Annotated in this window: 27 protein-coding genes and 4 pseudogenes; 22 read left to right on the forward strand and 9 right to left on the reverse strand. The window is 64.1% G+C overall.

Going from position 1 to position 24903, the window contains the following annotated elements; all coding sequences use genetic code 11:
• Positions 1 to 47: 47 nt before the first annotated feature.
• The 4 genes and pseudogenes from ABIB27_RS18410 to ABIB27_RS18425 form a co-directional block, all read right to left on the reverse strand.
• A complete protein-coding gene (locus ABIB27_RS18410) occupies positions 48 to 296 on the reverse strand; it encodes a hypothetical protein (RefSeq protein ID WP_354254612.1) in 249 nt (82 codons plus the stop codon).
• A 197-nt stretch (positions 297 to 493) separates the two neighbouring features.
• On the reverse strand, positions 494 to 1114 hold the full coding sequence (locus ABIB27_RS18415) for a PTS transporter subunit EIIC (protein ID WP_354217896.1): 621 nt from the start codon (positions 1112 to 1114) through the stop codon (positions 494 to 496).
• A gap of 8 nt (positions 1115 to 1122) precedes the next feature.
• Positions 1123 to 1251, reverse strand: coding sequence for a hypothetical protein (locus ABIB27_RS18420; RefSeq protein ID WP_354254614.1), 129 nt, complete (start codon positions 1249 to 1251; stop codon positions 1123 to 1125).
• 53 nt (positions 1252 to 1304) lie between these two features.
• Positions 1305 to 1643 (reverse strand): annotated as a pseudogene (locus ABIB27_RS18425) (PTS transporter subunit EIIC); the annotation flags it as partial.
• On the opposite strand from ABIB27_RS18425, the gene ABIB27_RS18430 reads away from it, so the two are divergent.
• Entirely contained in the window at positions 1615 to 1836 is a 222-nt protein-coding gene (locus ABIB27_RS18430) for a hypothetical protein (protein ID WP_354217895.1), read from the forward strand. The pseudogene ABIB27_RS18425 and the gene ABIB27_RS18430 overlap by 29 nt on opposite strands.
• Positions 1837 to 1869: 33 nt before the next feature.
• Here the strand turns inward: ABIB27_RS18430 and ABIB27_RS18435 are convergent, their stop codons facing one another.
• Both ABIB27_RS18435 and ABIB27_RS18440 read right to left on the reverse strand, forming a co-directional pair.
• Positions 1870 to 2166, reverse strand: coding sequence for a hypothetical protein (locus ABIB27_RS18435; protein ID WP_354217894.1), 297 nt, complete (start codon positions 2164 to 2166; stop codon positions 1870 to 1872).
• Positions 2103 to 2582, reverse strand: a pseudogene (locus tag ABIB27_RS18440) (hypothetical protein). The gene ABIB27_RS18435 and the pseudogene ABIB27_RS18440 overlap by 64 nt, the downstream one beginning before the upstream one ends.
• A 543-nt stretch (positions 2583 to 3125) precedes the next feature.
• Between ABIB27_RS18440 and ABIB27_RS18445 the strand changes: the two are divergent.
• The 9 genes and pseudogenes from ABIB27_RS18445 (at position 3126) to ABIB27_RS18485 (ending at position 10944) form a co-directional block, all read left to right on the forward strand.
• Positions 3126 to 4301, forward strand: coding sequence for an extracellular solute-binding protein (locus tag ABIB27_RS18445; RefSeq protein ID WP_354217893.1), 1176 nt, complete (start codon positions 3126 to 3128; stop codon positions 4299 to 4301).
• Between the two features lie 87 nt (positions 4302 to 4388).
• Complete coding sequence (locus tag ABIB27_RS18450) at positions 4389 to 5276, forward strand: carbohydrate ABC transporter permease (RefSeq protein WP_354217892.1); 888 nt, start codon at positions 4389 to 4391, stop codon at positions 5274 to 5276.
• 44 nt (positions 5277 to 5320) lie between these two features.
• A complete protein-coding gene (locus tag ABIB27_RS18455) occupies positions 5321 to 6166 on the forward strand; it encodes a carbohydrate ABC transporter permease (RefSeq protein WP_354217891.1) in 846 nt (281 codons plus the stop codon).
• A 20-nt stretch (positions 6167 to 6186) separates the two neighbouring features.
• On the forward strand, positions 6187 to 6900 hold the full coding sequence (locus ABIB27_RS18460) for a GntR family transcriptional regulator (protein ID WP_354217890.1): 714 nt from the start codon (positions 6187 to 6189) through the stop codon (positions 6898 to 6900).
• Positions 6901 to 7000: 100 nt separating this feature from the next.
• A pseudogene (locus tag ABIB27_RS18465) lies at positions 7001 to 7918 on the forward strand (ROK family protein); the annotation flags it as partial.
• Positions 7919 to 7982: 64 nt separating this feature from the next.
• Positions 7983 to 8641: pseudogene (locus tag ABIB27_RS18470) on the forward strand (N-acetylmannosamine-6-phosphate 2-epimerase).
• A gap of 162 nt (positions 8642 to 8803) precedes the next feature.
• The gene (gene nagB, locus ABIB27_RS18475) at positions 8804 to 9583 is read left to right on the forward strand and encodes a glucosamine-6-phosphate deaminase (protein ID WP_354217889.1); all 780 of its coding nucleotides are present in this window, start codon (positions 8804 to 8806) and stop codon (positions 9581 to 9583) included.
• Positions 9584 to 9739: 156 nt separating this feature from the next.
• Positions 9740 to 9865 (forward strand): hypothetical protein, encoded by a 126-nt coding sequence (locus tag ABIB27_RS18480; RefSeq protein ID WP_354217888.1) that lies wholly within the window; start codon positions 9740 to 9742, stop codon positions 9863 to 9865.
• Positions 9866 to 10095: 230 nt separating this feature from the next.
• Positions 10096 to 10944, forward strand: a complete 849-nt coding sequence (locus ABIB27_RS18485) for an amidohydrolase family protein (RefSeq protein ID WP_354217887.1) — start codon at positions 10096 to 10098, stop codon at positions 10942 to 10944.
• Positions 10945 to 12184: 1240 nt separating this feature from the next.
• Here ABIB27_RS18485 and ABIB27_RS18495 read toward each other — a convergent pair.
• Both ABIB27_RS18495 and ABIB27_RS18500 read right to left on the reverse strand, forming a co-directional pair.
• Entirely contained in the window at positions 12185 to 12442 is a 258-nt protein-coding gene (locus ABIB27_RS18495; protein ID WP_354217886.1) for a hypothetical protein, read from the reverse strand.
• Positions 12443 to 12748: 306 nt separating this feature from the next.
• Positions 12749 to 13309: a TetR/AcrR family transcriptional regulator gene (locus tag ABIB27_RS18500; protein WP_354217885.1), complete on the reverse strand. Its 561-nt coding sequence runs from the start codon at positions 13307 to 13309 to the stop codon at positions 12749 to 12751.
• A 113-nt stretch (positions 13310 to 13422) separates the two neighbouring features.
• Between ABIB27_RS18500 and ABIB27_RS18505 the strand changes: the two genes are divergently transcribed.
• The 4 genes from ABIB27_RS18505 to ABIB27_RS18520 all read left to right on the forward strand — a co-directional run bounded on the left by ABIB27_RS18505 (position 13423) and on the right by ABIB27_RS18520 (position 15324).
• Positions 13423 to 13614, forward strand: a complete 192-nt coding sequence (locus ABIB27_RS18505; protein ID WP_354217884.1) for a hypothetical protein — start codon at positions 13423 to 13425, stop codon at positions 13612 to 13614.
• Positions 13614 to 14189 carry a DUF2269 domain-containing protein gene (locus tag ABIB27_RS18510; protein ID WP_354217883.1) on the forward strand — a complete coding sequence of 192 codons (576 nt, stop codon included), beginning with the start codon at positions 13614 to 13616 and terminating at the stop codon, positions 14187 to 14189. Before ABIB27_RS18505 ends, ABIB27_RS18510 begins: the two co-directional genes overlap by 1 nt.
• Positions 14186 to 14599 (forward strand): hypothetical protein, encoded by a 414-nt coding sequence (locus tag ABIB27_RS18515; protein WP_354217882.1) that lies wholly within the window; start codon positions 14186 to 14188, stop codon positions 14597 to 14599. Before ABIB27_RS18510 ends, ABIB27_RS18515 begins: the two co-directional genes overlap by 4 nt.
• A gap of 260 nt (positions 14600 to 14859) precedes the next feature.
• Positions 14860 to 15324, forward strand: a complete 465-nt coding sequence (locus tag ABIB27_RS18520) for a hypothetical protein (RefSeq protein ID WP_354254616.1) — start codon at positions 14860 to 14862, stop codon at positions 15322 to 15324.
• Between the two features lie 258 nt (positions 15325 to 15582).
• Here the strand turns inward: ABIB27_RS18520 and ABIB27_RS18525 are convergent, their stop codons facing one another.
• Entirely contained in the window at positions 15583 to 16161 is a 579-nt protein-coding gene (locus ABIB27_RS18525; protein WP_354217880.1) for a hypothetical protein, read from the reverse strand.
• Between the two features lie 25 nt (positions 16162 to 16186).
• Between ABIB27_RS18525 and ABIB27_RS18530 the strand changes: the two genes are divergently transcribed.
• The 8 genes from ABIB27_RS18530 to ABIB27_RS18565 all read left to right on the forward strand — a co-directional run bounded on the left by ABIB27_RS18530 (position 16187) and on the right by ABIB27_RS18565 (position 24405).
• On the forward strand, positions 16187 to 16414 hold the full coding sequence (locus ABIB27_RS18530) for a hypothetical protein (protein WP_354217879.1): 228 nt from the start codon (positions 16187 to 16189) through the stop codon (positions 16412 to 16414).
• A gap of 698 nt (positions 16415 to 17112) precedes the next feature.
• Positions 17113 to 17649: a TQO small subunit DoxD gene (locus tag ABIB27_RS18535; RefSeq protein WP_354217878.1), complete on the forward strand. Its 537-nt coding sequence runs from the start codon at positions 17113 to 17115 to the stop codon at positions 17647 to 17649.
• On the forward strand, positions 17646 to 18023 hold the full coding sequence (locus tag ABIB27_RS18540) for an Rv1678 family membrane protein (protein WP_354217877.1): 378 nt from the start codon (positions 17646 to 17648) through the stop codon (positions 18021 to 18023). Before ABIB27_RS18535 ends, ABIB27_RS18540 begins: the two co-directional genes overlap by 4 nt.
• Entirely contained in the window at positions 18020 to 19174 is a 1155-nt protein-coding gene (fadE16, locus tag ABIB27_RS18545) for an Rv1679 family acyl-CoA dehydrogenase (protein ID WP_354254618.1), read from the forward strand. The genes ABIB27_RS18540 and fadE16 overlap by 4 nt, the downstream gene beginning before the upstream one ends.
• Positions 19171 to 19983, forward strand: a complete 813-nt coding sequence (locus ABIB27_RS18550) for an Rv1680 family SBP-like protein (protein ID WP_354217875.1) — start codon at positions 19171 to 19173, stop codon at positions 19981 to 19983. Before fadE16 ends, ABIB27_RS18550 begins: the two co-directional genes overlap by 4 nt.
• The gene (locus tag ABIB27_RS18555; RefSeq protein WP_354217874.1) at positions 19977 to 20981 is read left to right on the forward strand and encodes an Rv1681 family radical SAM protein; all 1005 of its coding nucleotides are present in this window, start codon (positions 19977 to 19979) and stop codon (positions 20979 to 20981) included. The genes ABIB27_RS18550 and ABIB27_RS18555 overlap by 7 nt, the downstream gene beginning before the upstream one ends.
• Positions 20982 to 21169: 188 nt before the next feature.
• Positions 21170 to 23017, forward strand: a complete 1848-nt coding sequence (locus ABIB27_RS18560; protein ID WP_354217873.1) for a glycoside hydrolase family 15 protein — start codon at positions 21170 to 21172, stop codon at positions 23015 to 23017.
• 461 nt (positions 23018 to 23478) lie between these two features.
• The gene (locus tag ABIB27_RS18565) at positions 23479 to 24405 is read left to right on the forward strand and encodes a ferritin-like domain-containing protein (protein WP_354217872.1); all 927 of its coding nucleotides are present in this window, start codon (positions 23479 to 23481) and stop codon (positions 24403 to 24405) included.
• The last annotated feature ends 498 nt before the right edge of the window (positions 24406 to 24903 follow it).

The following is a 24903-nucleotide window of genomic DNA, read 5'->3' on the forward strand; positions in this document are numbered from 1 at the left end:
TTCACAGCATCCAGTGTCGCCGTCATATCGGCTCCTTCCCGCCAAGCTCACCGCCTGGCGTGTTGGGCCGGATACACCGTTATTTCCACAGTCCCCGAGCTGACGACGTTCCGATCACGGGTGATGTGGGGGTGGTGGGATGTGCGGATGTTGAGGCAGTCGAGTCGGGCGCCGACAACATGCGCCGTCCCTATATCGCTGCCTTGGGTGAACACGGCGGTCCATTCGACGGCGGAGGTCGACACCACGAGCTGCTTCCACGAGGGCATGGCCCAGGGTTCGAGGTGGTGAAGCATGGACGGGAGCGGTTCGCGGAGACGTGTGAAGCTTCTGCCTCCCAACCCATTGAGCCATTCAGTCGTTTCGGTGACTACTCGCTCGAAGGGTGCCTTGATTTACCAGATTGGATCCGTAAACGGCAGCTGCATTTGCAAAGTATGCCCGCTCGGGAGCAGAAACTGGCCGAGGGTCGCAACGCCCGTTAGCCGGTCCTTTACTGAGACGCGCAGGCGGGTGTGATGCAGGCGTGCAGATCTTCAAGGTTGGAGGCGCCGCCGAGGGCATCCAGGACCTGGGCGGCTTCTTTCTGAATGGTGCTTCCGCCTTTCGAGCTGCCGACCATAGCGGGCTCGGGAGCGGAGTTGTCCGCGGCGGCCGGCTCGGCGTCCGCACCGACGGTGTCCTCCAGGTGCCCGGGAGTGCCGATGCGGAAACGTTTGCTGCCGAAGCGGAAGGAGAAGTTCAGGATGTCGGCGAGGAAGAAGGAGACGCCGTCGAGGAAGGCGTGGAATACGTACAGCCCGGGTGCGACGAAAAGGAACATGAACTCGATGGGCTCAGTGATGCCGGTGATGAACGAGGTCAGCGCGACAGAGAGGAAGAGGCCCGTGTACTTGGCTCGTCGACCCTTGGGGACGCAGTGCCACATTGCCAGGCAGGCGGCCGGGAGGCCGAACATCATTGTCAGGAAGCGGCCGGCGAAGTGGCGGATGCCTTCGGTGAACAGTCCTACATGATTGGGGTCGGCCAGCTGGGCAAAGAAGATCTTTTGGGCGCCCGAGACTGATGCACCGTTGACCATTTCGGTGCCGCCCAAGGGACTGAACCAGAACATGGGGTAGATCATGTGGTGCAGGCCACGGCCCCGCTGAGGCACATGAGGCACATGAGGCGCATGAGGCGCATGAGGCGCATGAGGCGCATGAGGAAACCGTAGAAGAACGTTCCGATTGGTCCGAGTCCGGAATCCATGTGCCGACGCTGACCATCCCCTGCTGGATGGGCGGCCAGGCAAGGAAGAAGAAGATGCCCACGAAGATCGCAGCGAAAGCTGTCGCGATCGGAACGAAGCGGGATCCGCCGAAGATTCCGAGGGCCGCCGGCAACTCGATGTTGCGGTAACGGTTGTGCAGCCAGACGGCCACGGCGCCGATGACGAGTTCGCCGACGACGCCGGTGTCTACGGGGTCACTTCCGGGGTTAAAGGTGTCCAGCATCGCCTTGATGGTGTCGGTCATGACCAGATAGCCCACGACGCCGGCAGAGGCGGCGGTGCCCTTGTCACGCTTGGCCAGGCCTATGCAGAGGCCGATTGAGAGCAGAAGGGCAAGGTTGGTGAAGACCGTGGACCCGGCGGCGGTCATGACGCCGAAGATTCCCTGGAGGGTCGGGGTTGTTCAGTGCGGGGTAAGCCTGGACGGTGTTCGGATTCGACAGGGCGCCGCCGATGCCGAGCAGGAGGCCGGCGGCCGGGAGGATGGCGATCGGCAGCATGAACGCTTTGCCGATCTTCTGAAGTTGCTTGAACATGATGACTGCTCTCATTTTGGGGTGTGACGACGTCGTCACGAATGAAGGGAGGGGTGAGATTTAGGCGAGGGCTTCGACAAACTCGGTGGCGATTTCAAGGGGCCTAGTGATCGCACCGCCGGCCACGACACAGAAGGCGCCAAGATCGATCATCCGGCGGGCTTGTTCCGGGGTGCGGATCCGGCCCTCAGCGATGACAGGCACCACGGTTCGGGATACCAACTGTTCGCCCAGCCCAAAGTTTGGTGCTGGTGCCCCTTGGGACTGGGACGTATAGCCGCTGAGCGTTGTTCCTACGAAGTCGACCCTGGCCTCCGCAGCGGCCAACCCTTCGTCAAGCGTGGCGATATCTGCCATGAGGACCAAACGCGGTGTTCAGCACGGATCTGCGCGATGAAGGCGGCGGGGCTGAGCCCGTCGACGCGTTCACGGTGAGTGCAATCAAAAGCCACGATGTCGGCGCCTGCCGTTACGAGGGCTTCCACCTCGGCGATCGTCGCGGTGATGTAGGGCTACTGCGGTGAGTACTGCTTCTTGATGAGCCCGATCGCAGGGATCTCGACAATTGCCTTGATTTCACGGACACCACGCGTGGAGTTGGTGCGGTGCGCAACCGCACCTGCCTGGTCGGCGGCTGCGGCCAGGAGCGGCATCACGCCGCCTTCGGCGACGAACAACGGCTCGCCTGGCAGGACACAACAAGACCGCCTCGGAGGCGGTTCAAGAGAATTGGGCTGGTCATGGACGGTCCTCGGGACTCTGAAAGACGTCATAGTTCATGCACAGTGCACTGCATGGACTTTCGTCTCAGGTTTTGCCGAAAGTAACAATCCCGATGACTCTCGCGAATGATCGCGCTGGGCAAACTTACAGTTCCATTTATTGCATGTCACCCCTCTTCCTGGATTTTTTTAGCAAGGGCAGCCCGGGATACGCCTTGGTGATTCTTTCAAGGACAGCGAGGTTGGGCCCGCCCAGCAGGCTGTTCAGGTCCCGGATGCGCAGCGATGACTCCCTTGACCCGATCACCACCAAATCACGGAATCGAACCCAAACCACTGGTTCGTACCAGTTGGTGAGTTTAGTCAATAGTCTCCGGCTATTGACACGGCTATTTTGTGATGTCAGTCTCTTTCTACGGAAAACTGGTCTAGATCACTTGGAGAGTCATGATTAAGAAAAGTCTCGCAGTCGTGGGGGCGGCGCTGCTGGCCGCAACAGCTCTCACCGCTTGCAGCCCGTCCGGAGGAACTAAGGAGGAAACTGCCACAGGAACGGTAAAAATGGTGGCTTGGCCTGGCCCAGAAGGTGACGCCATGGCCAAGGTGGTAGACGCCTACAACAGCAACCAGGGAAAAAAGGACGGGATCAAGGTCGAGCTGTCGCTGCTGTCCCGGCAGGACACGTTCTCCAAGGAGACGGCACTCATGGCGTCCAAATCCGCGGACATGGATATCTACTGGACCGCGTCTTATAACGTGGGCCAGTTCGCGGGATCGTTGGAACCGCTGCAGGGGATTGACACCGGGAACTACTTCCCGGTCGCCGTCGACGGACTCAAGTACAAAGACGAGCTGTACGGCCTCCCGCTGGATGTGAGCAACCATTTCCTGCTCTACCGCAAGGACCTCGTGGATGCGTTGCTGACGGATCCTTCCGCGCAGGCCGATTATGCGAAGATCAGCGCCGCTGTCCTCGGAACAGCCCGCGCACCCAAGGACCCGCAGAACTGGGATCTGGACGACTACAAGGCGATGGCCGCATTCTTCTCAAAGGCTGAGAACCTGAACTCCCCCACTCAGTACGGAACAATCCTGCAGGGCAAAAACCTGCTGTACAACACGATGATCTGGAACGACATCCTGTGGGGCTTCGGCGGAAACTGGACCAGCAACGGCCAGGCGAGCCTCGATAGCGATGCCGGCAAGAAGGCAGTCCAGCTGTACGCAGACATCTACAAGAACAAATGGACCTCGCCGGACAGCTCCCAAGCAGAATTCCCCGAGACCCAAGCGGCCCTGCAGTCCGGAAGCGCTGCGTTCGCCATCCAGTGGTCCGCGGCCTTTGCTGACCTCAATAATCCGGCCAAGTCGCCGCAGGTGGCAGGCAAGATCGCCATCGCCCCTGTTCCCGGCGGGAAGACCCACGTACACGCGCTGGCCGTTTCCCTCAACAAGTATGGCAACAACAAGGGCGCCGCAAAGACGTGGCTGACCTACCTTGCGACACCTGACGCCATGACGCAGTATGCCGAAGCAGGAGGCATCCCGGCCATGCCTCAGGTCCTGGAAGCGAAAAAGTCCATCAACCCGGCATTTGCACAGGTTTCGGAGAGCATCTCAAAGCACGGCTTTGCAGAACCCGTCTTCCCCAAAACGTTCAATGCCTACAGCAAAATCGCTGAAGACCTCAGCGGCGCATGGGTTGGACAGACTCCGGTGGACGAAGCAGTCAAGACAGCAAACCGCAACCTTCAAGAGCTCCTCGGCTAGTCCAGGAAAACTTCTGACCAACCGTTATGGCGGGGTCTGCAGCAGCAGACCCCGCCCCCCGGCCCGATACCAACGAAAGAATATGTCATGGCCTCCATTGCCAGACGCAGCAGCAGATCAGCCGCCGCCCTGCTGCTCAGCACCCCGCTGACCCTGTTCGCCCTCATCTTTGTTCTCTACCCGCTGTCCTCTGGCATTCTCACGGCATTCCAATCGGCGACACTCCTTGACCCCTCGACGGACTTCAATGGCATCCGAAACTTCGCCTCGTTGTTCACCAGCGTCGGATTCGCCAAATCGGCCGGATTCACCCTCGGCTTCTCTGCCGTCGTAGTCAGCATCGAAATGGTCCTAGGATTCGGGCTAGCTCTACTCGTGAACCGCCAGTTCCCCGGTAAAAAAGTGTTCTTCACCATGATTCTGCTCCCCATCATGGTGGCCCCGGCGCTGCTGGGGATCATGTTCCGACTCCTGCTCAACGGAGACATCGGCGCCGTTCCCGCCGTGCTGCAGCAGCTGGGACTGAGCGTCTCCCTTTTCTCCCCCGACTCGGTAGTACCGCTCCTGGTCGTTCTCGACGTCCTGCAATGGACACCATTTACCTTTCTGATCATCTATTCAGGCCTCCAGTCCTTCCCCACCGAGTTGCTCGAGGCGTCCGCCATGGACGGCGCCGGCTACTTCCGCTCACTCGGGAGCATCGTGATGCCGGTCCTGGCCCCCGTCCTCTTCGCCGCTTTCTTCCTACGCGCAATCGACGCACTGAGAACCTTCGACGTGATTTACGTACTGACCGCGGGAGGGCCAGGCACGAGCACGACCACCCTGAGCATCTTCATCTACAAGACCGCTTTCGAATCGGGCGACTTCGGAAAGGCGGCAGCGGCAGCGCTTGTTGTATTGATCTGTCTCCTCCCGTTCGTGCCCTTCATGGTCAAACGCATTGCCTCCACCGGAATGGACGTCAAAAAATGAGCTCCGCCACAAGCCGCCCGGTCAGGACACAACCAGAAATCCCCGTGTCACGGAAGCGACGCCGGGGCGGCCAGGGCAACCGGCGGTGGATGTTCACGGCCATCGTCGGCGTGATAGCCCTCGTCGTCAACATCCCGCTGCTTAACTCCGTCCTCGTCAGTTTGAAGCCTGACGGCGAAATCGCGCAGAACCCGCTTTCGCTGCCCTTGGCCCCGACCATCGCCCATTACGCAAATGTGTTGTACGGATCGGGATACAATTTTCCAAAGTTTTTCCTCAACTCGGCCATGATCTCCCTTGGCACGGTACTCGTCGTTCTCCTGCTCGCTGTGCCCGCCACATACGCGATCGTCAGACTGGGATTCGGCGGCCGGTGGATCATCAGCAGCGCCTCCGGACTTCGGTTACTTCCCGCGATCTTCTTTGTCGTACCGTTTTTCCTCTTGTTTTCCGTGCTCGGCCTGCAGGACACCGTCCCCGGCCTCATTGCCGCAAACACCTTCCTCAATCTCCCTCTCGCAGTCATATTGCTGGCCGCCAGCCTCCGCGACATCCCCAATGAGATCGAGGAGGCGGCAGCCGTGGACGGAGCCAGCGTCTACCGGACGCTGTCGGCCATCGTTCTTCCAATGTTGGCCCCGGCCATGGTGGCGGTCGCCGTGCTGGTCTTCATCTTTTCCTGGAACGACTACCTCTTCGCCCTGGTACTGTCCACGTCGAACGCGACGCCTGTGACACTGGGGGCGGCGAACTTTATTACCAGCACCGGCATCCGCTGGGGAGATATCTCCGCCGCCTCGTTCCTTTCGACACTTCCGCCCCTGATTTTCGCGGTTTTCGCCCAGCGGTACCTGGTAAGCGGTCTTACAGCTGGTGCAATTAAGGGATGACCACGCAAGAGCAATCCACCATGCCTAGAACCTTTAAATACGAAAAGGTCGCCGTGGCCTTGCGGGACTTCATCCGCTCATCGCTGTCGCCCTTCGATGCGCTGCCTTCCGAGCGAGACCTCATGGCCAAATACAGCGTTAGCCGGATGACCGTACGCCAGGCCATCGCCATATTGGCAGACGAGGGACTCGTCTACAACGTACAGGGCTCCGGAACCTACGTGGGGTCCTCGGACCTCGTCTACAAGACGCCCAAACTCACCTCGTTCAGCGAAGACATGGCCAACCGCGGATATGAGGCCACCTCCCGGATACTCGGGTTGTCCCACGAACACGCCGACGAGAGCATCGCACGGTCCCTCGGCATCCCGGTAGGGTCGGAGTGCACCCATATCCGCAGGCTTCGGCTAGCGGATAACAAACCCATGGCCATAGAAGACGTGTACCTGCCCTGCACGGTGCTTGACATCGAACAGTTTCAGTTGCGCGAATCCCTCTACCAGCAGCTCAGTGCTGGCGGGCATGATATCGTCCGGGCCGACCAGGAAATCAGGGCCATCACTCTCGACGCAGAGTCGGCCAGACTCCTGGAGGTCTCTCCCAGCGCGGCAGCTCTTCTCGTGACCCGCGTCGGCTCGTCCCGTAGGGGAAACCAGATCGAGTTTGCCCGCACAATCTACCGGGCTGATCGATACACGTTCCAGTTGGCCGTGACCCGGGAACCCGAAAAATGAGCCGAACCCGCCGTCGGAGGAGCCACTCGGCCGTGGACGCAGCCTCAAGCCGTAGGGCCTCAACGGTGAAAGCATTTTTCGTCTTTACAAGGGAAATGGCATGTCCCACGCAATTGGCATAGACCTTAGCGGCACGAAAACCGCGGCCGGAGTCGTCGGGGCGGAAGGATCATTGCTGTTCACGGATGAGACCCCCACGCTGAACCGAAGCGGTCCGGAGGCAATTCTCGACGCCACCGAACGGCTGGCATCCCGGCTGCGGTCACGGGCAGCTTCCATGGGAATCACGGTTTCCGCCCTTGGGATCGGATCCGCCGGGGTGATCAACGCCGAACAGGGCAGCGTCTTTTCGGCCACGGATGCTATTTCCGGCTGGGCCGGAACGCAGATCGCCACCACACTCACAGCCCGGCTCGGGCTGCCGGTCCGCGTTGTCAACGATGTCCACGCCCACGCTATGGGCGAGGCCTGGGTGGGAGCCGCTGCGGGTGCTTCAAGTACGCTCATGGTGGCCTTCGGAACCGGCGTTGGCGGGTCCTTCATCAGCCGCGGAGAGCCCTTACTGGGGCATCGTTTCGTAGGGGGCCATGTCGGCCGCTTCGCTTCCAGCTACGCCGTTGACGAAGCATGGGGACTGCTAAAGTGCTCCTGCGGCCACTATGGTCATGTCGAGTCAATAGCGTCGGGTCCTGACCTCCACGCCCACTATCTTCGTGCCGGAGGGGATCCGTCCGCCTCGGACACCCGGCAGGTCTTCGACCGCGCTAACACCGGCGAACCGATCGCGCGTGCCGCCATTTCATTCGCCGCCCGTGCTGCCGGGCAGGCTGTCGGCGGCTTAGGAAACATCATGGACCCGGAAGTCGTCGTTGTCTCCGGAGGACTCGCCGACGCCGGTCACTTGTGGTGGGACACCATGGTGGCCGAGGCGAAAGATGAACTTATGCCGCCGCTGTCAGGACTGCGTATTGTCCCTGCCGGCCTCGGCAACAAGGCCGCCATCGTTGGTGCGGCCAGCCTCGTATTGAGGCAAAAGGTCCCAAAAAGGAGTTTCCGTGGCCAGCAAACTGATCGATCTCGATATGCTCAAAGGCCAGCTGATAGTTTCTGTCCAAGCCTACCCCGGAGAGCCGATGCGCGACCCCCGGACCATAGCCCAGATCGCTGCCTCCGCCGTCATCGGAGGAGCCGCCGCAGTCCGAGTGCAGGGGATCGCGGACATCCAATTCACACGAAGCGCCGTGGAAGTACCGGTGATCGGGCTCTGGAAAGACGGTCTCGGGGATGTTTTCATCACGCCCACGCTGCGCCACGCCTTTCCTGCGCCAACGCCGGCGCCCACATCGTGGCACTCGACGGCACCCGGCGCCCACGGCCCGATGGACTGGACCTTGCCGCCACCATCAAGGCCGTCCACGCCGACTCCAACGCTCTCGTCATGGCTGACTGCGGTTCATTCGACGACGCCGTTGCCGCCGTCGACGCCGGCGCGGACATCATCGGCACCACCCTGGCCGGCTACACGGGTCGACGCGAGAAGACCGAGGGGCCAGATCTTGACATGATCACCCAAATAGCCGCCGCTGATCTTGGCGTGCCGCTGTTCGCTGAGGGTCGTATCCGCACGCCCGCCCAGGCCCGCCTCGCACTTGACGGCGGTGCGTTCGCCGTGGTGGTAGGAACGGCCATCACACACCCAGCGTCCGTCACCGGCTGGTTCAAGGACGCACTCACCGCCTAGCGGGCCGCTCGACTCGTTAGTTCGCCTTCTCGGGCTCGATCATGCCCGTGCTCCACGACTCCGGGGAAGATCCACGAGGCATAGTGAAAACCGGGGCATCAAGTTACCGCGCCGCCCGCGCCCATCACAGGAGCGACGGCAACCGAAAGGCATTAACACCGTATGGAAATCATCATTCTTGCCACTCCTAAAGACGTAGCACGCACGGCTGCGGACGTCATCGAACAGCAGGTCCGGCGCGGCCCATCCGTTCTTGGCCTGGCCACCGGGTCCACCCCGCTTGGCACTTATCAGGAACTCATCGAGCGGCACCGGAACAGCGATCTCAGCTTCAGCCGGGCGCAGGCATTTCTCCTCGACGAATATGTAGGTCTGCCCAGCGCGCACCCGCAGTCCTACCACTCGGTCATCCGGGGCGAATTCACCGACAGCGTGGACTTCGGTGCTGGCAGCGTGCACGGGCTTAATGGGATGGCGGAGGACCCTGAGGCCGAGGCGGAGCAGTACGAGGCTCGCATTGCGGCCGCGGGCGGGGTGGACATCCAGCTCCTGGGCATTGGCACGGACGGACACGTGGGCTTCAACGAACCCATGTCATCGCTGGCCTCCCGGACCCGGATTAAGACCCTCACACGGCAGACCCGGCAGGACAACGCCCGCTTCTTCAAACACATCGACGACGTCCCGGACCACGTCCTGACCCAGGGCCTGGGAACCATCCGGGAGGCACGGCACCTGCTGCTGCTCGCCATGGGAGAAGCCAAAGCAGATGCCATCGCAGCCGCCGTAGAGGGCCCCGTTGCCGCCATCTGCCCGGCCTCGGCACTCCAGCTGCACCCGCACGTCTCCGTTCTGGTGGACGAAGCAGCGGCCTCCCGCCTGACCCACCGGGACTACTACACGGACACCTTCGGGCGGAAACCGACGTGGCAAGGACTCTGAGCTCGTGCCGCCGCTCGTAGAGACTGGCGTCCCCGCCGCGCATGCGTGCGCCAGACCACGCATGCACGGCGTTTCGGGCTCAGCCCCGGCACAAACCGCAGACGCGGCTCCCGCAACACCAGAAAGCAACAACGCTGACAACGGGAGGCCTCTAACATGAGCCAGAATCTGATCCTTCGTGGCCGTGTGGTCACCGGAAGCATGGATATCGCCGACGGCCTTACAGCGGTAGATGGCGACCGCATCTCCTACGCTGGCCCGGCGTCGGAATTTCCCGGGTAACCAGGTCCCGCCGACACGCCTGAACGCATACTGTTACCAGGCCTGGTAGACCTGCACTGCCACGGCGCACTGGGTTCTGACTTCTCGGAGGGGTCAGCCGACGGTTCCCGGTCTGCTGCCCGTTACCTGCACAGCCGGGGGACCACGACCCTGCTCGCCAGCCTCGTTACCGCATCACCGGAAAACTGATCCGCAACCTGAAGACGCTGCGAGCGCAGACCGATGAAAGAATGATTGCCGGTTCCCACTTGGAAGGCCCTTTCCTCGCCGCCGGTCAGTGCGGCGCCCACGACCCGACCCTGCTGCTGGAACCAGACCTGCACCTGCTGTCCTCACTGCTCGCGACAGCCGGCCCATCCCTAACGTCCATAATGCTAGCGGCCGAACTTCCCGGAGCCGCAGGACTTGTGGACCTGCAGACACAGCACAGCGTCGTTCCGTCCCTTGGCCACACAGCGGCCAGCAATCCCACTGCCGCCGATTTCCTAGCGAACGCTGCGGACGGCCTAGCCAGACCTTCCGCTCCTGCGGGACGCCTCCGGCCCACGGTAACGCACCTGTTCAACGCCATGCCCAGCCTGCACCACCGAGCCCCCGGCCCGGTCGCCGCCAGCCTCGGTGCGGCCCTCCCCGGGAACGCCGTAGTGGAACTGATCGCCGACGGCGTCCACCGCGCCCCGGACACGGTCAAGCTGGTCGTCGACCTGGTGGGCGCAGAAAACATCGCCCTGGTCACCGATTCCATGGCAGCCACCGGCCTGCAGGACGACCAGTATCAGCTGGGGACACTCGCCGTCACTGTCCGTCAGGGAGTAGCCCGGCTGGACAGCAACGGCGCCATCGCCGGCGGGACCGCCACCTTGCTGGATGTTGTCCGCACCGCGGTAGCCGCGGGAGTTACGCTGCAACAGGCTGTGACGGCAGCGACCGCCGTCCCCGCGGTCCTGGGACGAACCGCGCACATTGGTGACCTGCGCGCAGGGATGCTGGCCGACATTGTGGTGGTTGGCCAAGACCTGAACCTGGACAGTGCGCTCCGCCGGGGCAAGAGGCTTACTGCAACGGAGAGATCCGCCTAAGGAGGAGATCCATGCGGACCCGGCATCGCGTATCGTCGTTCAGCTGGGGCCCGGGCAGCACGCTCGAGGGCCAAAGAGAGATGCTGCTACGTCCGGATCAGACCCGTGGCGACGATGGTCGGGAACTGCTTATCGGTGCTCCGCACCTTCACTGGCGCTAATCAGCATGGATCGAGGGTGGCCCTGGATCAAGCCGTCCTAGCGGGTCTTGAATCACGTTGACATATCCACAGTGCCGGCGCTTGACCAGAATTTGGGCCGGTTCACCAACTCGAAGATGCCAACAAGCACGCGCGGAATAATTGCTAGAGCGCGCGAAAAGTTACGCGCACTGCGCTGAGCTAAGAACCCTCCGCAGCGTAAGCCACTTCGCCTCTTCTAAGCCGGACCGGAGCCTGGGGCCCATGCTCCCCCAGTCCTTCCCTGTTGTAGACAAGCTCGACCTCGCTACAACTCGCTTGGATCCTGTCGAAGACTGTCGCTGAACTGGACTCGCTTCGCCGAAACCAAAGACTGTTGAGACCACTATGTCGGTATAGCCATCTGCTTCTGTGGAGTTAGGGCGCGTCTCCTAAAAAGGGTGCTCCAGATGACGACGGCGTGCAGAACGGTCGCTGAGCGGTACGTGAGGGCCAGTTTGTCGTAGCGGGTGGCCAGGGATCGCCATTGCTTGAGTGTGTTCGAACTGCGCTCGACGGCGGTGGGCCGTTTGTAGCGTCTTTGTCGTAGGTGACGGGGCGTCCGCCGGCGGAGCCCTTGATGGGTGTGGCCGCCTGTCCGAGGCGTCGCGCACATCGCGGCGAACCTGTTCACCAACTACTTCAACCACTACGCCGGCACCGAGCTGGACCTTCCCGCCGTCGTTGGAACTGACCGCCTGAGACGCCGGGAAGGTGGAAGGGAGCATCCGCCCCCTTCCACCCGGTCTGCGGTTTCACCTTCAAACCAGCAGGCGGCGGCAGGGCGCGGCGGTCACCCGCAGCCGGGCACCGCCGGGCGGGGGTGAGGTACTCGTCAGTGCACTGCCAGGGCCGCGGGAAGTTCGGTCAGGGTTGTGACTATGACGACAGGAGCCTCAAAGTTTCCCGGGTGGCTACCCCCGGTCCTGTTCATCCACGCTGTACGCAGTCCGGCACGGGCGGCGCGTCTTCGACCGAAAGCAGCGACTCAAACGCCTCCCGGATCCCCGCCTCGCTGAACAGCTTCCCGGCGATCTGGGCCGAGCCGTTGCTGAGCGTAATCAGCCGGAACCCTGCAGCGGTGAGGGCCCTGATCCCCTCGGAGACATCCGGATGTACCCGAGGCCGTTCATGCCGCCCATGACATGTTCGACCGCCGCGGCGAGAGGGCGGTTGAGCTCCACCCCGGTCAGAAGTCCCCGGAGTACGTCGGCCCCGATGGCGGCGAACGATCCGTTGTCTCCGCTGGCCGTCAGGGCGAAGCCGTCACGCAACAGCATGGCGAACCAGAGTATGGCCAGTTCAGCCGGCGCCCCCACCTCGCTGAAGCGTTCCCCATGGGCGACATATCCGACAGGGTTTCGTTGCCATCAAAGACAATGACTGAGATGGCGGTGGTCATGAATTCTCCTTGTGGTCGCGTGTACGTCGCCAGTGCAAGTCTGCCGCCTTCCCGGATAGAGAGGGAACCACTGGCAGCCCTAGCCGGGCGGACCGGGCCTGGTGTTCCCGGAAGCTGTGAGCGCAGGCATTATGCAAATTTGGTCTTGAAACTGCTTGTGTCTCGCGCCGAACCCGGACTCCCTGTTTTCGCCGTCGTCGAAGAGGTAGACGGCGCCGGCGCCTCAGGACCTCAGTCGCAGGCTGTCGAGTGTCAGTTGGACGAGTCGATTCACGGCTGCCCTCGACGGCGACTCTGCGGCCGCCGTGAGGGCGTGGAGACAGTAGCTTGCGAGTTCCCGTGGTGCCATGTCGTCGCGGATAGCCCCGGATTCGGCGGCGCGACGCAGTACGTCCTGCATGAATATGTCCTGTCGTTGCCGGGCACCGTCGTGGTGCATGATCGCGGCCATGGCCGAATTGTGGTGCTCGTAGGTCATCAGGGCGTGAATGTGGAGCACTGCCTCCAACTGCTGGCCCGCATCGCCTCCCGCCTGCGTGACCGCGGCGAGGTGTTCGAGGTGGCCGGCAACCTGCCGGTCGTGCCCGGCGAGAAGTATTGCTTCGACATTCGGGAAGTACTTGTAGAGGGTCGCGCGCCCGATACCGGCCTCCTGGGCGACCTGCGACATGGTCACCGACAGCAACCCATGTTCGGACACCAGGGCCGCCGCGGCGTCCAGGATCGCCTCCCGCACCGCACCGCGGTGCGCCTCGATTGTCTCGTTCCACAGCTTCGGCACCATCCCAATATACGAGACGGCGATGGCGTGACGCTATGTCTTGATTAGGACAGAGTGTCACGATAAAGTAGTGCCAGCCCAGAATAAGACAACGCACGGCAGAAGAGGATACCTCCATGGCTAACGTGCCCCCTGACCGCGACACCAGTGATGGCTCCAACCCCGACACCGGAGTGAGGCGTCGTCGCGGACCGGTCGCCGGCGCACCACGCTGGGTGAAGGTTTTTGGAATCATCACCGTCGTCCTGGTTCTGTTGTTTGTCATCAGTCACCTGGCCGGCGGCGGCATGGGCGGCCACACGCCGTGATGACCATGACACCCCGCCTCCGCAAGGTCGCTCTCACCGCGCATGTCCTTTCCTCAGTCGGCTGGTTCGGCGGGGTCGCTGCCTTCCTGGCTCTCGCCGTCGTCGGTCTGACCAGCCCGGATGCTCAGGTCGTGCGGGCCGCCTATCTCGCGATGGGGCTGACAGGCTGGTTTGTCCTTGTCCCGTTGGCACTCGCATCGTTGTTCACCGGGGTTGTCTCTTCCCTGGGCACCACCTGGGGCTTGTTCCGGTACTACTGGGTCTTGATTAAACTCCTGATAACCGTTCTGGCTACGGTCGTTTTGCTGGTGCACATGGGACCAATTAGCGGTCTTGCAGACGCTGCGGCAGAAACGACATTGTCCGGTGCCAATCTCCGCGGGCTGAGAATTCAGGTCGTGGTCCAGGCCGGTTCCGCCCTGGGGGTTTTGCTCGTGGCAACGGCGCTGTCGATATACAAACCGCGTGGCATGACCCGGTACGGGCAGCGAAAGCAGCGTGGAGTGCTCCAGCCCGCAACCGATGCCGACCAGGCAATGCAGAAGCACCACAACCCCGAAAGGAGAATCCAATGACCCTCAACAGCAATCCAGGCGAAACCGCCACCCAAGTTGTCGGCATGATCGCCGCCCTCTCCCACATCGACAGCGCTGGCTTCCATGGCATCGACATGGAGCTCCGGGGAGAATCGCCCATCATCGACGAGTTTTGGTCCAGCCGCGCACGGGCCGCCCAGATCGCGGCCGCCTCCATTTCCTGGCCAGACCAACTCCGGCCGCAGGCGAAATTGTTCAGTGAAGTCGCCGGGCGGCTGGCCGCGGCGCTCAGTGCGGGCGACGCCAAAGCTGCCGCGCACACCGCAAGGGAAGCCCACTCGGCCTGGCACACCCTGAACACCCCGGCCTGGAGCTACCTTGCGAAGACCGCCGGCCTTCGGAAGGCAGGCGACACGAACCAACACCAGCATCAACATCAGGCGCCGTAAGTGATCGAACCGTTCCCCACGCGTGCTTTGCAAGGCTGGTCCAGCCGGCTGAAGTTTCATCTTCTCGGACCCAAAACGACCGTATCTGCTATAAACCCGCCAGCTCGTTGAAGAGATTTGTGAATCGCAGAGGTATTTGGCGTGGGCGCCGCGTGTTGTGGATGCGAAGTGGAGGAGTGTTCATCGCATGGGGCATGGCAGCCGTTGGATCATGGAGGGCAGACCGCATTCCCTCGCGCCGCACTCTGTAGTCTGTGCACATGTCGACTGTGTATGTGGTGGGGCTCGCCGTCGTTGTCCTGTCGTTGTTACTCTCCCGGCTTCTGGTACCGGGACTGCCCCCGAAAAGGCTGGCAACCCAGCTCACCCCCATGGACCTGGGCCTGACAGCGGCCGGTCTGGCGGGTCTGATTCTCCATTGCGCTTCGATGTTCTTCGAGCCGCTGGTTAGCGTGATTCCGGGAAGCGCGTCCGTGATCACCCAGATCAATGCGATGGGCCCGGCAAGTGTGACCTGGTACGCCGTTCCATCGCTGCTGCTTCTTGCCGGCCTTCGGCGAGAAAACAAGGCGGTCACCGCGCTTCTGGCGGCCGCGCTGCTGACAGTCGGTATGACCATGTACAACGGTGCGGCACTGTGGATTCACTTGGCCGCCGTCTTCGCGGCCGTTGTCGTGACTTCGGCGATCCTGCTCCTCCTCACCAGGCCTCCACGGCGGGCCTGAGCTACGGAAGCGTCAGCAGAGGTCGACGCGGGGCCTGTCCCGGTGTGGGAAACGAGCCGCGCTACCATCCGCTTTCAGAATGGTGAGGCGTCCCGATGGAGGTTCCCCTTCCGGACGCTAAGTGACGCGTTCGCCTTGGCGAACCGGGCGTTGTCCTCTTCCATTTCTTGAGCTAACTCTGCGGATACCTGCCACAGCACGCCCTTAGCACACGATTTTTCCGATTTCTGAAGCGGCCCCAGGCAGGATCCGCCACGTTCAGGCGGGGCTGCTTCCGGTGTCGAGACGGGTGACCCGGTCCACGGCCTCAAAGTAGCCGGCCATGTCGAAGTCCCCCATGATGGCGGACTGCAGGATGAACCCCTGCGCCAAGGCCAGATACACCGGTGCGGCGGTGAGTGCGTTGTTCTGCGCCTCATCGGAAGAAGCACCGGCTGCCCGGTACCAGGCCGCCAGATAGCCGGCGAAGTGGCTGACAGAGTCGCCGCCGTCGAACTTCTGGAGACGCGCAAGGCCGCAGGTGCTGTGGTCCTCGGCAACCCTGCCGCCGGCCTGCTGCCGGAGGTCATCAACTCCACCGCCTTCAGTCCCGTCTCTGCCCAGCTGATCGGACAGCTCACCGCGGCCGTGAACCAGCAGCTCCAGGCGCAGGTCCTGCAGGGCGTCCCGGCCCTCCAGGGAAAGCCGGTGCCGCAGGTGACCGTCTCGGATGCGGCCCTGCTCGCGGCGTCGGACACGCGGGGAGTCGGCATCACCGCTTCTGCCTTTCCGATGGTGATCGGCGGCATCTTGGGCGGCATCATCATCACGCTCATGGTGCCTGGGCCCGTGGCGCAAGCCCGCGGCCGTTGGAATCCACGCAGTGTCCTTCGGCGCCCTACTTACCGGCATCTTGCAGGGCTGGTTCGGGTTCCTGCAGAACGACGCCCTGGCCAACGCGGCGGCGATCGGCCTGGGACTGGCTGAGACAGCCGCTGTAATCGTCGGACTCGCCGAGCCAACGCGCCGCTGGAATTCCTCCCGGAACCCTGGGGCGCACTCGGACAAGGATTCGTCCCCGACTCGTCTGCCACGCTGCAGCGCTCCCTGAGCTACTTCCCGCAGGCCGATACCTCACCCCAGTGGTTGGCCCTGGGACTCTGGACCGCCGCCGGCGTGCTGCTCCTACTCCTCGGACTCCTCCGGCACGGCTAGCATGTTTCCGGGACCGCCACCCCGGCCGCGCCTGCGGACGTCAGGGCGCACGCGCGCTGATGCCGGGTCAGTTGCCGGGCTGTCGAAGACGCACAAATCGTCCGAAGAAGGCCGAAGCCCATCGGTTCACTTTCCCTGCGTTCTACCACCGGGTTTCCTTTCGGCTCTGTGCCAGGACTGTGAAAAAGCGCCATTCCTCTTAGCACTCACAGCCCAGCACAGGTGGGATGGCCCGTTCCCGATTGAGGCGGAAGCAAAATGTATGAGCGTGTCCGGTATCTCCGACCCCGGAGCGCCACCGCCCAACGCAGCTACCTCTCCAACGACGAGCAGATGTGTAGCCGCCGCCAGGATGGCAACCGTTCTCAGCTGGAAGTACTCGAACGATCGTTATCTGACACTCCCAAACGGCTTTAGCGCCCAGTTTCTCGCGCCTTGGTCCCCGCCCCTGGTCGATCCAGCCGCCCACGCCTATACGCCCCGGCACCCTGCCTGCCGTATGTATATGGAAGCCGTTCGGGATATGTAAGGACTTTGATGTTGCGCGTCACCGGCCGCGGGTCCCTAATAGTAGCCATGGGAAAGGTGCCGTTCATGGCTACTACGACGGCCGCCCCCGTTGAGGCGGGCGGGGAGTCACGGCTTGCCCGTGGGGGTGTCGCCGCGTTGCGGATCGGTGTGGCGCTGCTGTGGATTCAGAACGTGGGGTGGAAAGTGCCCCCGGACTTCGGTGAGCACGCGAACACGGGATTGTATTTTTTCACCCGTTTCGCGGTTGACCGCCCGGTATTCCCCCCTTATGCATGGTTCGTTGAACACGTGGTGCTGCCGAATTTCCCCTTTTTCGGGTGGATGACGCTGCTCATCGAGGCCGGTCTCGGTGCGTTCCTGCTGATCGGGCTTGCCACCCGGTTCTGGGCGGCGGTCGGTTTGGCCCAGTCGCTGGCGATCATGCTGTCCGTCCTGAACGCACCCAACGAATGGCACTGGTCTTACTATCTGATGATCCTTACGCACATCGCGGTGTTCGCCACCGCCGCCGGGCGCAGCTTCGGGGTCGACGGTGTCCTGCGCCCCGGCTGGCAGAAATCCACCGGACGCCTTGGGGCGCTCTTGGCCAGGCTGTCATGACCGGGCATCGCTTCGACCGGGCCACGGTTGTCCTGGGCGCTGCCGCACTGCTGGGCTCCCTGTTTGCCTTCTCCACCGGCGGACCGGCGCCGTTGGACCTCATCGATGTCCGCGGTGCGGGCCTGATCGTGATCGTGGCTTTGGGGGTGATCGCGGTGCTCGGCGGGGTGCTGGGCCTCCGTGTTCTCGTGATCGTGGCCGGTGCCGGTTTCGTGGCGGCCGCGATGATTCAGCTGCTGCAGGCCGGCCAGGCAGTCAATTGGCTCGGCGGGAATGGTTCCACCCTGGCGCTGATGGGCGGTCTGGGGTTCGGGCTGCTCGCCGTCGGACTGACACGGCGTCCCCTCACCACGGCCACAGACAGGAAGACATGATGAACCTGAACGCACGGCTTGATCCGGTACTCGCCATTGCCGGGGGCCATGCCCGCGACGTCGACGCCGATGCCCGGTTCCCCGAGGAAGCCGTCGCAGCCCTGCGGGAGTCCGGGTTGCTCGGGCTGACGCTGCCGGCGGAGGCGGGTGGTCTCGGTGGCGGCCCGCACGAACTGGTCGACGTCCTGGGTTCCCTGGCCGGGGTTTGCGGGTCGACTGCGATGATCTATCTAATGCATGTCAGTGCCGCGATGCCGGTGGCGGCCGCACCACCCCCGGGTCTGCCGGACGTGGTGGCCGATCTGGCCGGTGGCAGGGCCCTGGGTTCGCTGGCGTTCTCGGAGGCCGGATCCAGGTCGCATTTCTGGGCGCCCGTGTCCCGGGCACGGCTCAACGGTGCGGGGGTGCGGCTGAACGCCGTCAAGAGCTGGGTGACCTCTGCCGGTCATGCCGATGTCTATATCGTCTCGACGCTGACGGCGGATGCCGACGGCGTTGATTTGTTCGCGGTCCCGGCGTCCACACCCGGCGTCGAGATGGCCGGGAGATGGCGTGGCATGGGGCTGCGCGGCAACGCCTCGACCCCGATGACCTTCGACGCCGAGGTGCCCGAGAGCTACCGCCTCGGTGCGGCCGGCGCCGGGTTGGACCTGATGCTTCAGACGGTGCTGCCGTGGTTCAACCTGGGGAACGCTGCCGTGTCGGTCGGGTTGTCCCGGGCCGCGGTAGACGCCGCCATCCGGCACACGAGCGCCGCCCGGCTGGAACATCTGGACGAAAGCCTTTCGGCGCTGCCGACCATCCGTGCCCAGCTGGCCCGGATGTCGATCGAGCTGGCCTCCACCGCCGCCTACCTCACACAGGCCGCTGGCCGGCTTGCCGAACCGCGCGAGGACACCATGCTGCACGTGCTCGGGGTGAAGGCGGCAGCCAACGACGCGGCCCTGCGCATCACCGACGCCGCGATGCGCGTCTGCGGCGGCGCGGCGTTCTCAGAACACCTGCAGATCGACCGATACTTCCGCGACGCCCGGGCCGGCCACGTCATGGCCCCCACCGCCGACGTGCTCTACGACTTCTACGGCAGGGCCATCACCGGACAGCCCCTGTTCGAGAGCCAGCCGTCCGTCACGGCGCAGGCCCCGGCGTGAAGGCCCCGCTGATCGTGGGCTCAGTCGCCTACACCCCCAACGTGGTCACCATCTGGGAGGGCATCCGGGACTACTTCGCCGGCACCCCCGCCGAAATGGATTTCGTGCTGTTCTCCAACTACGGGCGGCAGGTGGATTCGCTGCTTCAGGGCACGATCGACTTGGCCTGGAACACCAATCTGGCCTGGGTCCGCACCGTCGCGCAGACCAATGGCGTCTGCCGGGCGCTGGCCATGCGGGACACCGACACCATGTTCAGGACAATGTTCGTGGCCCGTGCCGGAACCGGGCTGGGCGGCCTGGAGGACCTAAAGGGCCGCCGACTGGCGCTGGGGTCCCGCGATTCGGCGCAGGCCGCGATCCTACCTGTCCACTTCCTGACCCGCGCGGGGCTCGGGACCGGGGACGTGGACCTACTCCGGATCAACAGCGACGTCGGCAAACACGGCGACACCGGCCGCAGCGAACTCGATGCCCTGCGCGCGGTCCTCGATGACAAGGCAGATGCCGCCGCGATCGGCGTCAACACCTGGGAAGCCATCGGACGCGAGGAGCTGATGCCCGGGGCACTCGAGGTGTTCTGGGAATCCCCGCTCTACAGCCACTGCAACTTCACCGCACTGCCCGCCCTCTCCGAGGAGCGCTCCGCACCCTGGGTCGAGCACCTGCTGGCGATGGACTGGGACAACCCCTCACACCGGCCCATCCTGGAAATGGAAGGCCTCCGCCGCTGGGTGGCCCCCCGGCTGGAAGGATACGAATCGCTGTTCGAAGCCGTACACGAACAAGGCATCGGGCCCCGATGGTAAACCACGGCATGGTCCTGGATCTGGTCGAGCGCCTCGCCGCCGCGGCTGACGGCGCCACGGTCACCGTGCCGCTGGGACCCGGCGAGCAGGGCCCGCTTACGCAGACTGTGGCCGCATGGTGCGCCCGGACAGGCAACGAACTCCTCGATGTCCGCGACGGGGCCGCCATCATCCGCCGCGGCCACGCCCCCGACCCGCTCGCCGCGCTGGCGTCCGGGCAGATGCCAGGGACCCGGCTATGGATGTACACGAACTTCGACTGCAACCTGGCCTGCGACTACTGCTGCGCCCGTTCCTCACCGCAGACCGCCCGCCGGGCCCTGGGCATCGACCGCGTACGCCGGCTGGCCGGCGAGGCCGTCGGGGCCGGGGTCAGCGAGTTGCTGCTCACCGGCGGGGAACCCTTCCTGCTGCCGGACCTCGATGACCTCGTGGAAGCATGCACGGCAGCGCTGCCGACCACGCTGCTGACCAACGGGATGCTCTTCCGCGGCCACCGGCTCGAACGCCTGCGCAGGATGGACCGCACCAGGCTCGCGCTGCAGATCAGCCTCGACTCCGCCACCCCGGACACCCACGACAGCCACCGCGGGACCGGATCGTGGGCCCGGGCCGTGGCCGGCATCCAGATAGCGCAGGACGAAGGATTCCGGGTCAGGGTCGCCGCAACCCTGCCCGCCGGGCAGAACAACGAACTCCAGCAGTTCCACACCTTCCTCGACTCCCTCGGCATCGCGCCCGTTGACCAGGTCATCCGTGCCCTCGCCCACCGCGGCAACGCTGACGCAGGCCTGGAACTGACCATCGAATCGCTCATCCCCGAAGTCACCGTCACCGCCGACGGCGTCTACTGGCACCCCGTCAGCGCCGACGACACCGACCAACTCGTCACCGCCGAAATCTTCCCGCTGGCCGCGGCCATCGCCGAGGTCCGCCGCCGATTCAGTGATTACCGCGCACGCGCCAACGCCGCTACCCAATGGTTTCCCTGCGCCTGAGCACACTAGCCGCGCGCCGGGTCACCCGGCGCCGGCATCCCCGGGCCGGGGACGCCGGAAGCACCGCCCCCCGCAGCGCCCTCCAGGGAGGCGAGGTCCTCTCGGCCGTGACTCTTGCCGTCCACGCCAGGATCCCCGTCAGCATGCTGAGGCGGATGATCTGCGCGTGAAGCAGGAAGGGTGTCCCGATGAACAGTGAGCCCATCGCCAGCTACGCCATGCTCTCGGACTGCCGCTCCGCCGCGCTGGTAAGCGCCGCGGGTTCGGTGGACTGGCTGTGTTTCCCCCGTTTTGACAGCCCGTCGGTGTTCGGACGGATCCTGGGCGAGGACGCGGGCTACTGGTCGATCCGGCCGGCGGCCCCACACTCCTCAACCCGGCGGTACCTCGGCCCGACGATGGTCCTCGAGACGGTCCACACCACAGCCGGCGGCACCCTGACAGTGACCGATGCCCTGGTCCTGGGAGACGGGAACCGGGGCCACGAACTCGGCGCCGGGGCACCCGGCACATTGCTGCGCCAGGTGGCCTGCATCGACGGCGAAGTCGAGATGGAGGTGACGTTCGCGCCCCGGCCGGAATACGGGCTGATCCGGCCTCTTCTCTACGGAACCCCCGGCGGCCTTCTGGTCCGCGGCGGGGCCGACGTGCTGGCCTTCTCCACCCCGGTCCCCTTCGCACTCGACGATGGCCGGGCCATTGCGAAGCCGGTTCTCCGTGCCGGGGACGCCCTGGGATTCGCGCTTCACCACCAGAACGCCGGATCGGTACCGCCGGCGTTCTGGAGCCAGGAGGACATCGCCCGCCGGCTGGAGGACACGCTGGAGGGCTGGGACAGCTGGTCCCAGCTGCATCAAAACTACGACGGACCCTGGCAGGACCTGGTCGCTTCCAGCGGCCGGATCCTGCAGGCACTGACGTTCTATCCGACCGGCGCGATCGTCGCCGCCCCAACGACCTCCCTGCCCGAGGTCGCCGGCGGCACCCGGAACTGGGACTACCGCTACACCTGGATCCGGGACGCCAGCATGACCCTGCAGGCACTATGGGTGGCCGCCTGTCCGGACGAGGCCGGGAAATTTTTCCAGTTCCTCGCGACGGCAACCGCCAGCCGGCTGAGCAACGGCGAGGAGCTGCAGATCATGTACGGCATCGGCGGGGAACGGGACCTGACCGAACGCGAACTGGCCCACCTCCCCGGCTGGCGCGACAGCGCCCCGGTGCGGGTGGGCAACGGCGCCTGGGACCAGCGCCAGCTCGACGTCTACGGCGAACTCCTCGACGCCGCCGCCACCCTCCCGGAGTACCTTGACGATTTGGAGCCCGGGACGCGGCAATTCCTTGCCGATGCGGCCGACGCGGCAGCATCGCGCTGGCAGTCCACGGATCAGGGCATCTGGGAGGTCCGCGGCGCACCCCGGCACTACCTTCATTCAAAGCTGATGTGCTGGGTGGCCGTGGACCGGGCCATCGGCCTCGCCGGGATCCTGAACGCGGAAGACCGGGTCCCCCACTGGGTGCAGACCCGGGCCCTGCTGGCCGACTCGATCCGCACGAACGGCTGGAACGAGACAGCCAACGCCTACACCCAGGCCTACGGCTCCGAGGACCTCGACGCCTCGGCCCTGATGCTCGCCATCGTGGGGTTCGTGCCCGCCGATGATCCCCGGATGCTGGCAACGATCGACGCCATCGAGAACCGGCTCACCGACAGCAGGGGCCTGGTGTACCGGTACCAGGGCGACGACGGGCTCTCCGGGGAGGAAGGCACGTTCCTGCTGTGCACCTTCTGGCTGGCCCATGCCCTGGCCCTGGCCGGGCAGACCCGGCGCGCCCGGACCGTCTTCGAACGGGCCGCGGCCTTCGCCACCGACCTGGGCCTGCTGGCCGAAGAAGTCGCGCCGGACAGCAACGAGCTGCTCGGAAACTTCCCGCAGGCCTTCAGCCATATCGGCCTCGTCAACGCAGCCTGGGCCATCCACACCGCCGAGGACGAAAACCCGGCCCCTGCCGCCGGCGCCGGGGACACCCCGTGACGGGTCCTGTCCCGGGCAGCCGGCGGCGGGCGGTGATTCGGCTCGGAATACCGGTGGTTCTCGTCGCCGCCGCAGCCGCCGCGACACTGGTCTTTACACTCCCGTCGGTCGGCGAGCTCCAGAACTATTTCGGCACCACCAGCTGGTAGGGGCCGGCAGCGTTCATCCTCGCCTATGCCGCGCTGACGCTGGCGCCTGTACCCAGCATCGGTGGCGCTTGGTGCGGGCGACTTCAAACGTTTCGGTAGCAGAAGTCGCCTGCACTGCCCCCGCAATCCCACAAGACCCAGCGCAGGCGACTTCCGGATGACACTCGGCTCTATCCTCGGCGTAGTCGCGGATAGTACTCTGACAGTTATCATGGCCGGTCAGGCCGTGGCGACGAGGGTGTCGCAGCGCTGGGGTGCGCTAAAGGAGTAAGTCCTGCCCCCGCCATTACATTTGAATGGCAGGAGAACCGAATGTTCGACCAGAAATTCATTACCAACGCCATGGCCCGGAGCGCGGAAAACAGCCTTGACCGCCGCAGGCTTTTCCGGGCCGCGGGCGCAGCAGGCATCGGCGGCACGGTGGCGCTCCTCTCTGCCACGTCTGCAGCCGCCCACACCGATCAGGAAGGACCCAGTGATTCGGCAATCCTGAACTTCGCACTGAACCTGGAATACCTAGAGGCCGAATTTTACCTGCGTGCAGTGACGGGCGAAGGCCTGGCCGACAGCCTCACGGACGGCAAGGGAAAGAAGGGCGGCGTAACCGGCGGCAGCCAGGTCCCGTTCACCGCCGGCAGCCTGATCCAGAAGTACGCGGTGGAGATCGCAGCAGATGAAGAGGCCCATGTCCGGTTCCTACGCAGCGCGTTGGGCAAAGCGGCGGTGGCCCGCCCGCCGATCGATCTTGATGCAAGCTTTACCGCCGCCGCTCTCGCCGCCGGACTTATCACCGCGGGCCAGACCTTCAGCCCGTTCGCGGACGAAACCAGTTTCCTGCTCGGGGCTTTCATTTTTGAAGACGTCGGCGTCACGGCCTATAAGGGTGCTGCCCCGTTCATCGACAACAAGACCTACCTCGAGGCGGCTGCCGGCATCCTTGCCGTGGAGGCTTACCACGCCGGCATTATCAGAACCACCATGTACGCCCTGGACCTTCAGGAACCCGCGCAGGCCATCTCGGACGCCCGCGACAGCCTCGACGGCACAACGGACCTTGATCAGGGCATCGGAACCGACGAGGTAGCCAACCTCGTGCCCGCCGACGCTAACGCCCTGGCTTTCAGCCGTACCCCCGCGCAGGTCCTGAACATCGCCTACCTGACCGCGGAATCGGTAGAATCCGGCGGATTCTTCCCTGACGGCGTCAACGGAAAACTCAAGAGGAGCGGCGGCAGCTGAGGCGCATTCATCCTGAGGCGATCGACGAGGGCGGGCAAGAACATCTCATCGGTCGGGCAGCTGACGTAGGGCGCTCAGTCCTCTTCCGTATGGACGGCGTCGGCTGGGCATATTGGATGCGCCCGCCATCGGTCTCGGCTCGATGATCGGTCCAGACCATAATCGCAGACCTGACCCTGCCAGCGGCAGGGTCAGGTCTGCTGGTCGGGCCTGATCGTTGCGGCCTTGATCGCAGCCGCTGTCCGTGACGCCTTCGCCATAGGCAACCTTCGGTTGCCGGCCCCGGCCGGCGGGGCTGGGGACTCTCGCCTGGGCGCGTCAATGAGGACCCTTACTGACCAGTCATTTCGCCTTGCCGATTCAGTGCTGAAATGTCATTTGCAGAAGTGTCTGCACCAGGCCATCGGAATTTGTCAAGGTGAATGAGGCCAGTGGGAGTTAGGCTGCTGCTTTTGTGTCGGTTTTCTCGGCGGGTTTGTTGATCCAGGCCGCGTCGGG

Source organism: Arthrobacter sp. UYEF21 (assembly GCF_040546085.1).
In the GTDB taxonomy this organism is placed as follows: Bacteria; Actinomycetota; Actinomycetes; order Actinomycetales; family Micrococcaceae; genus Arthrobacter.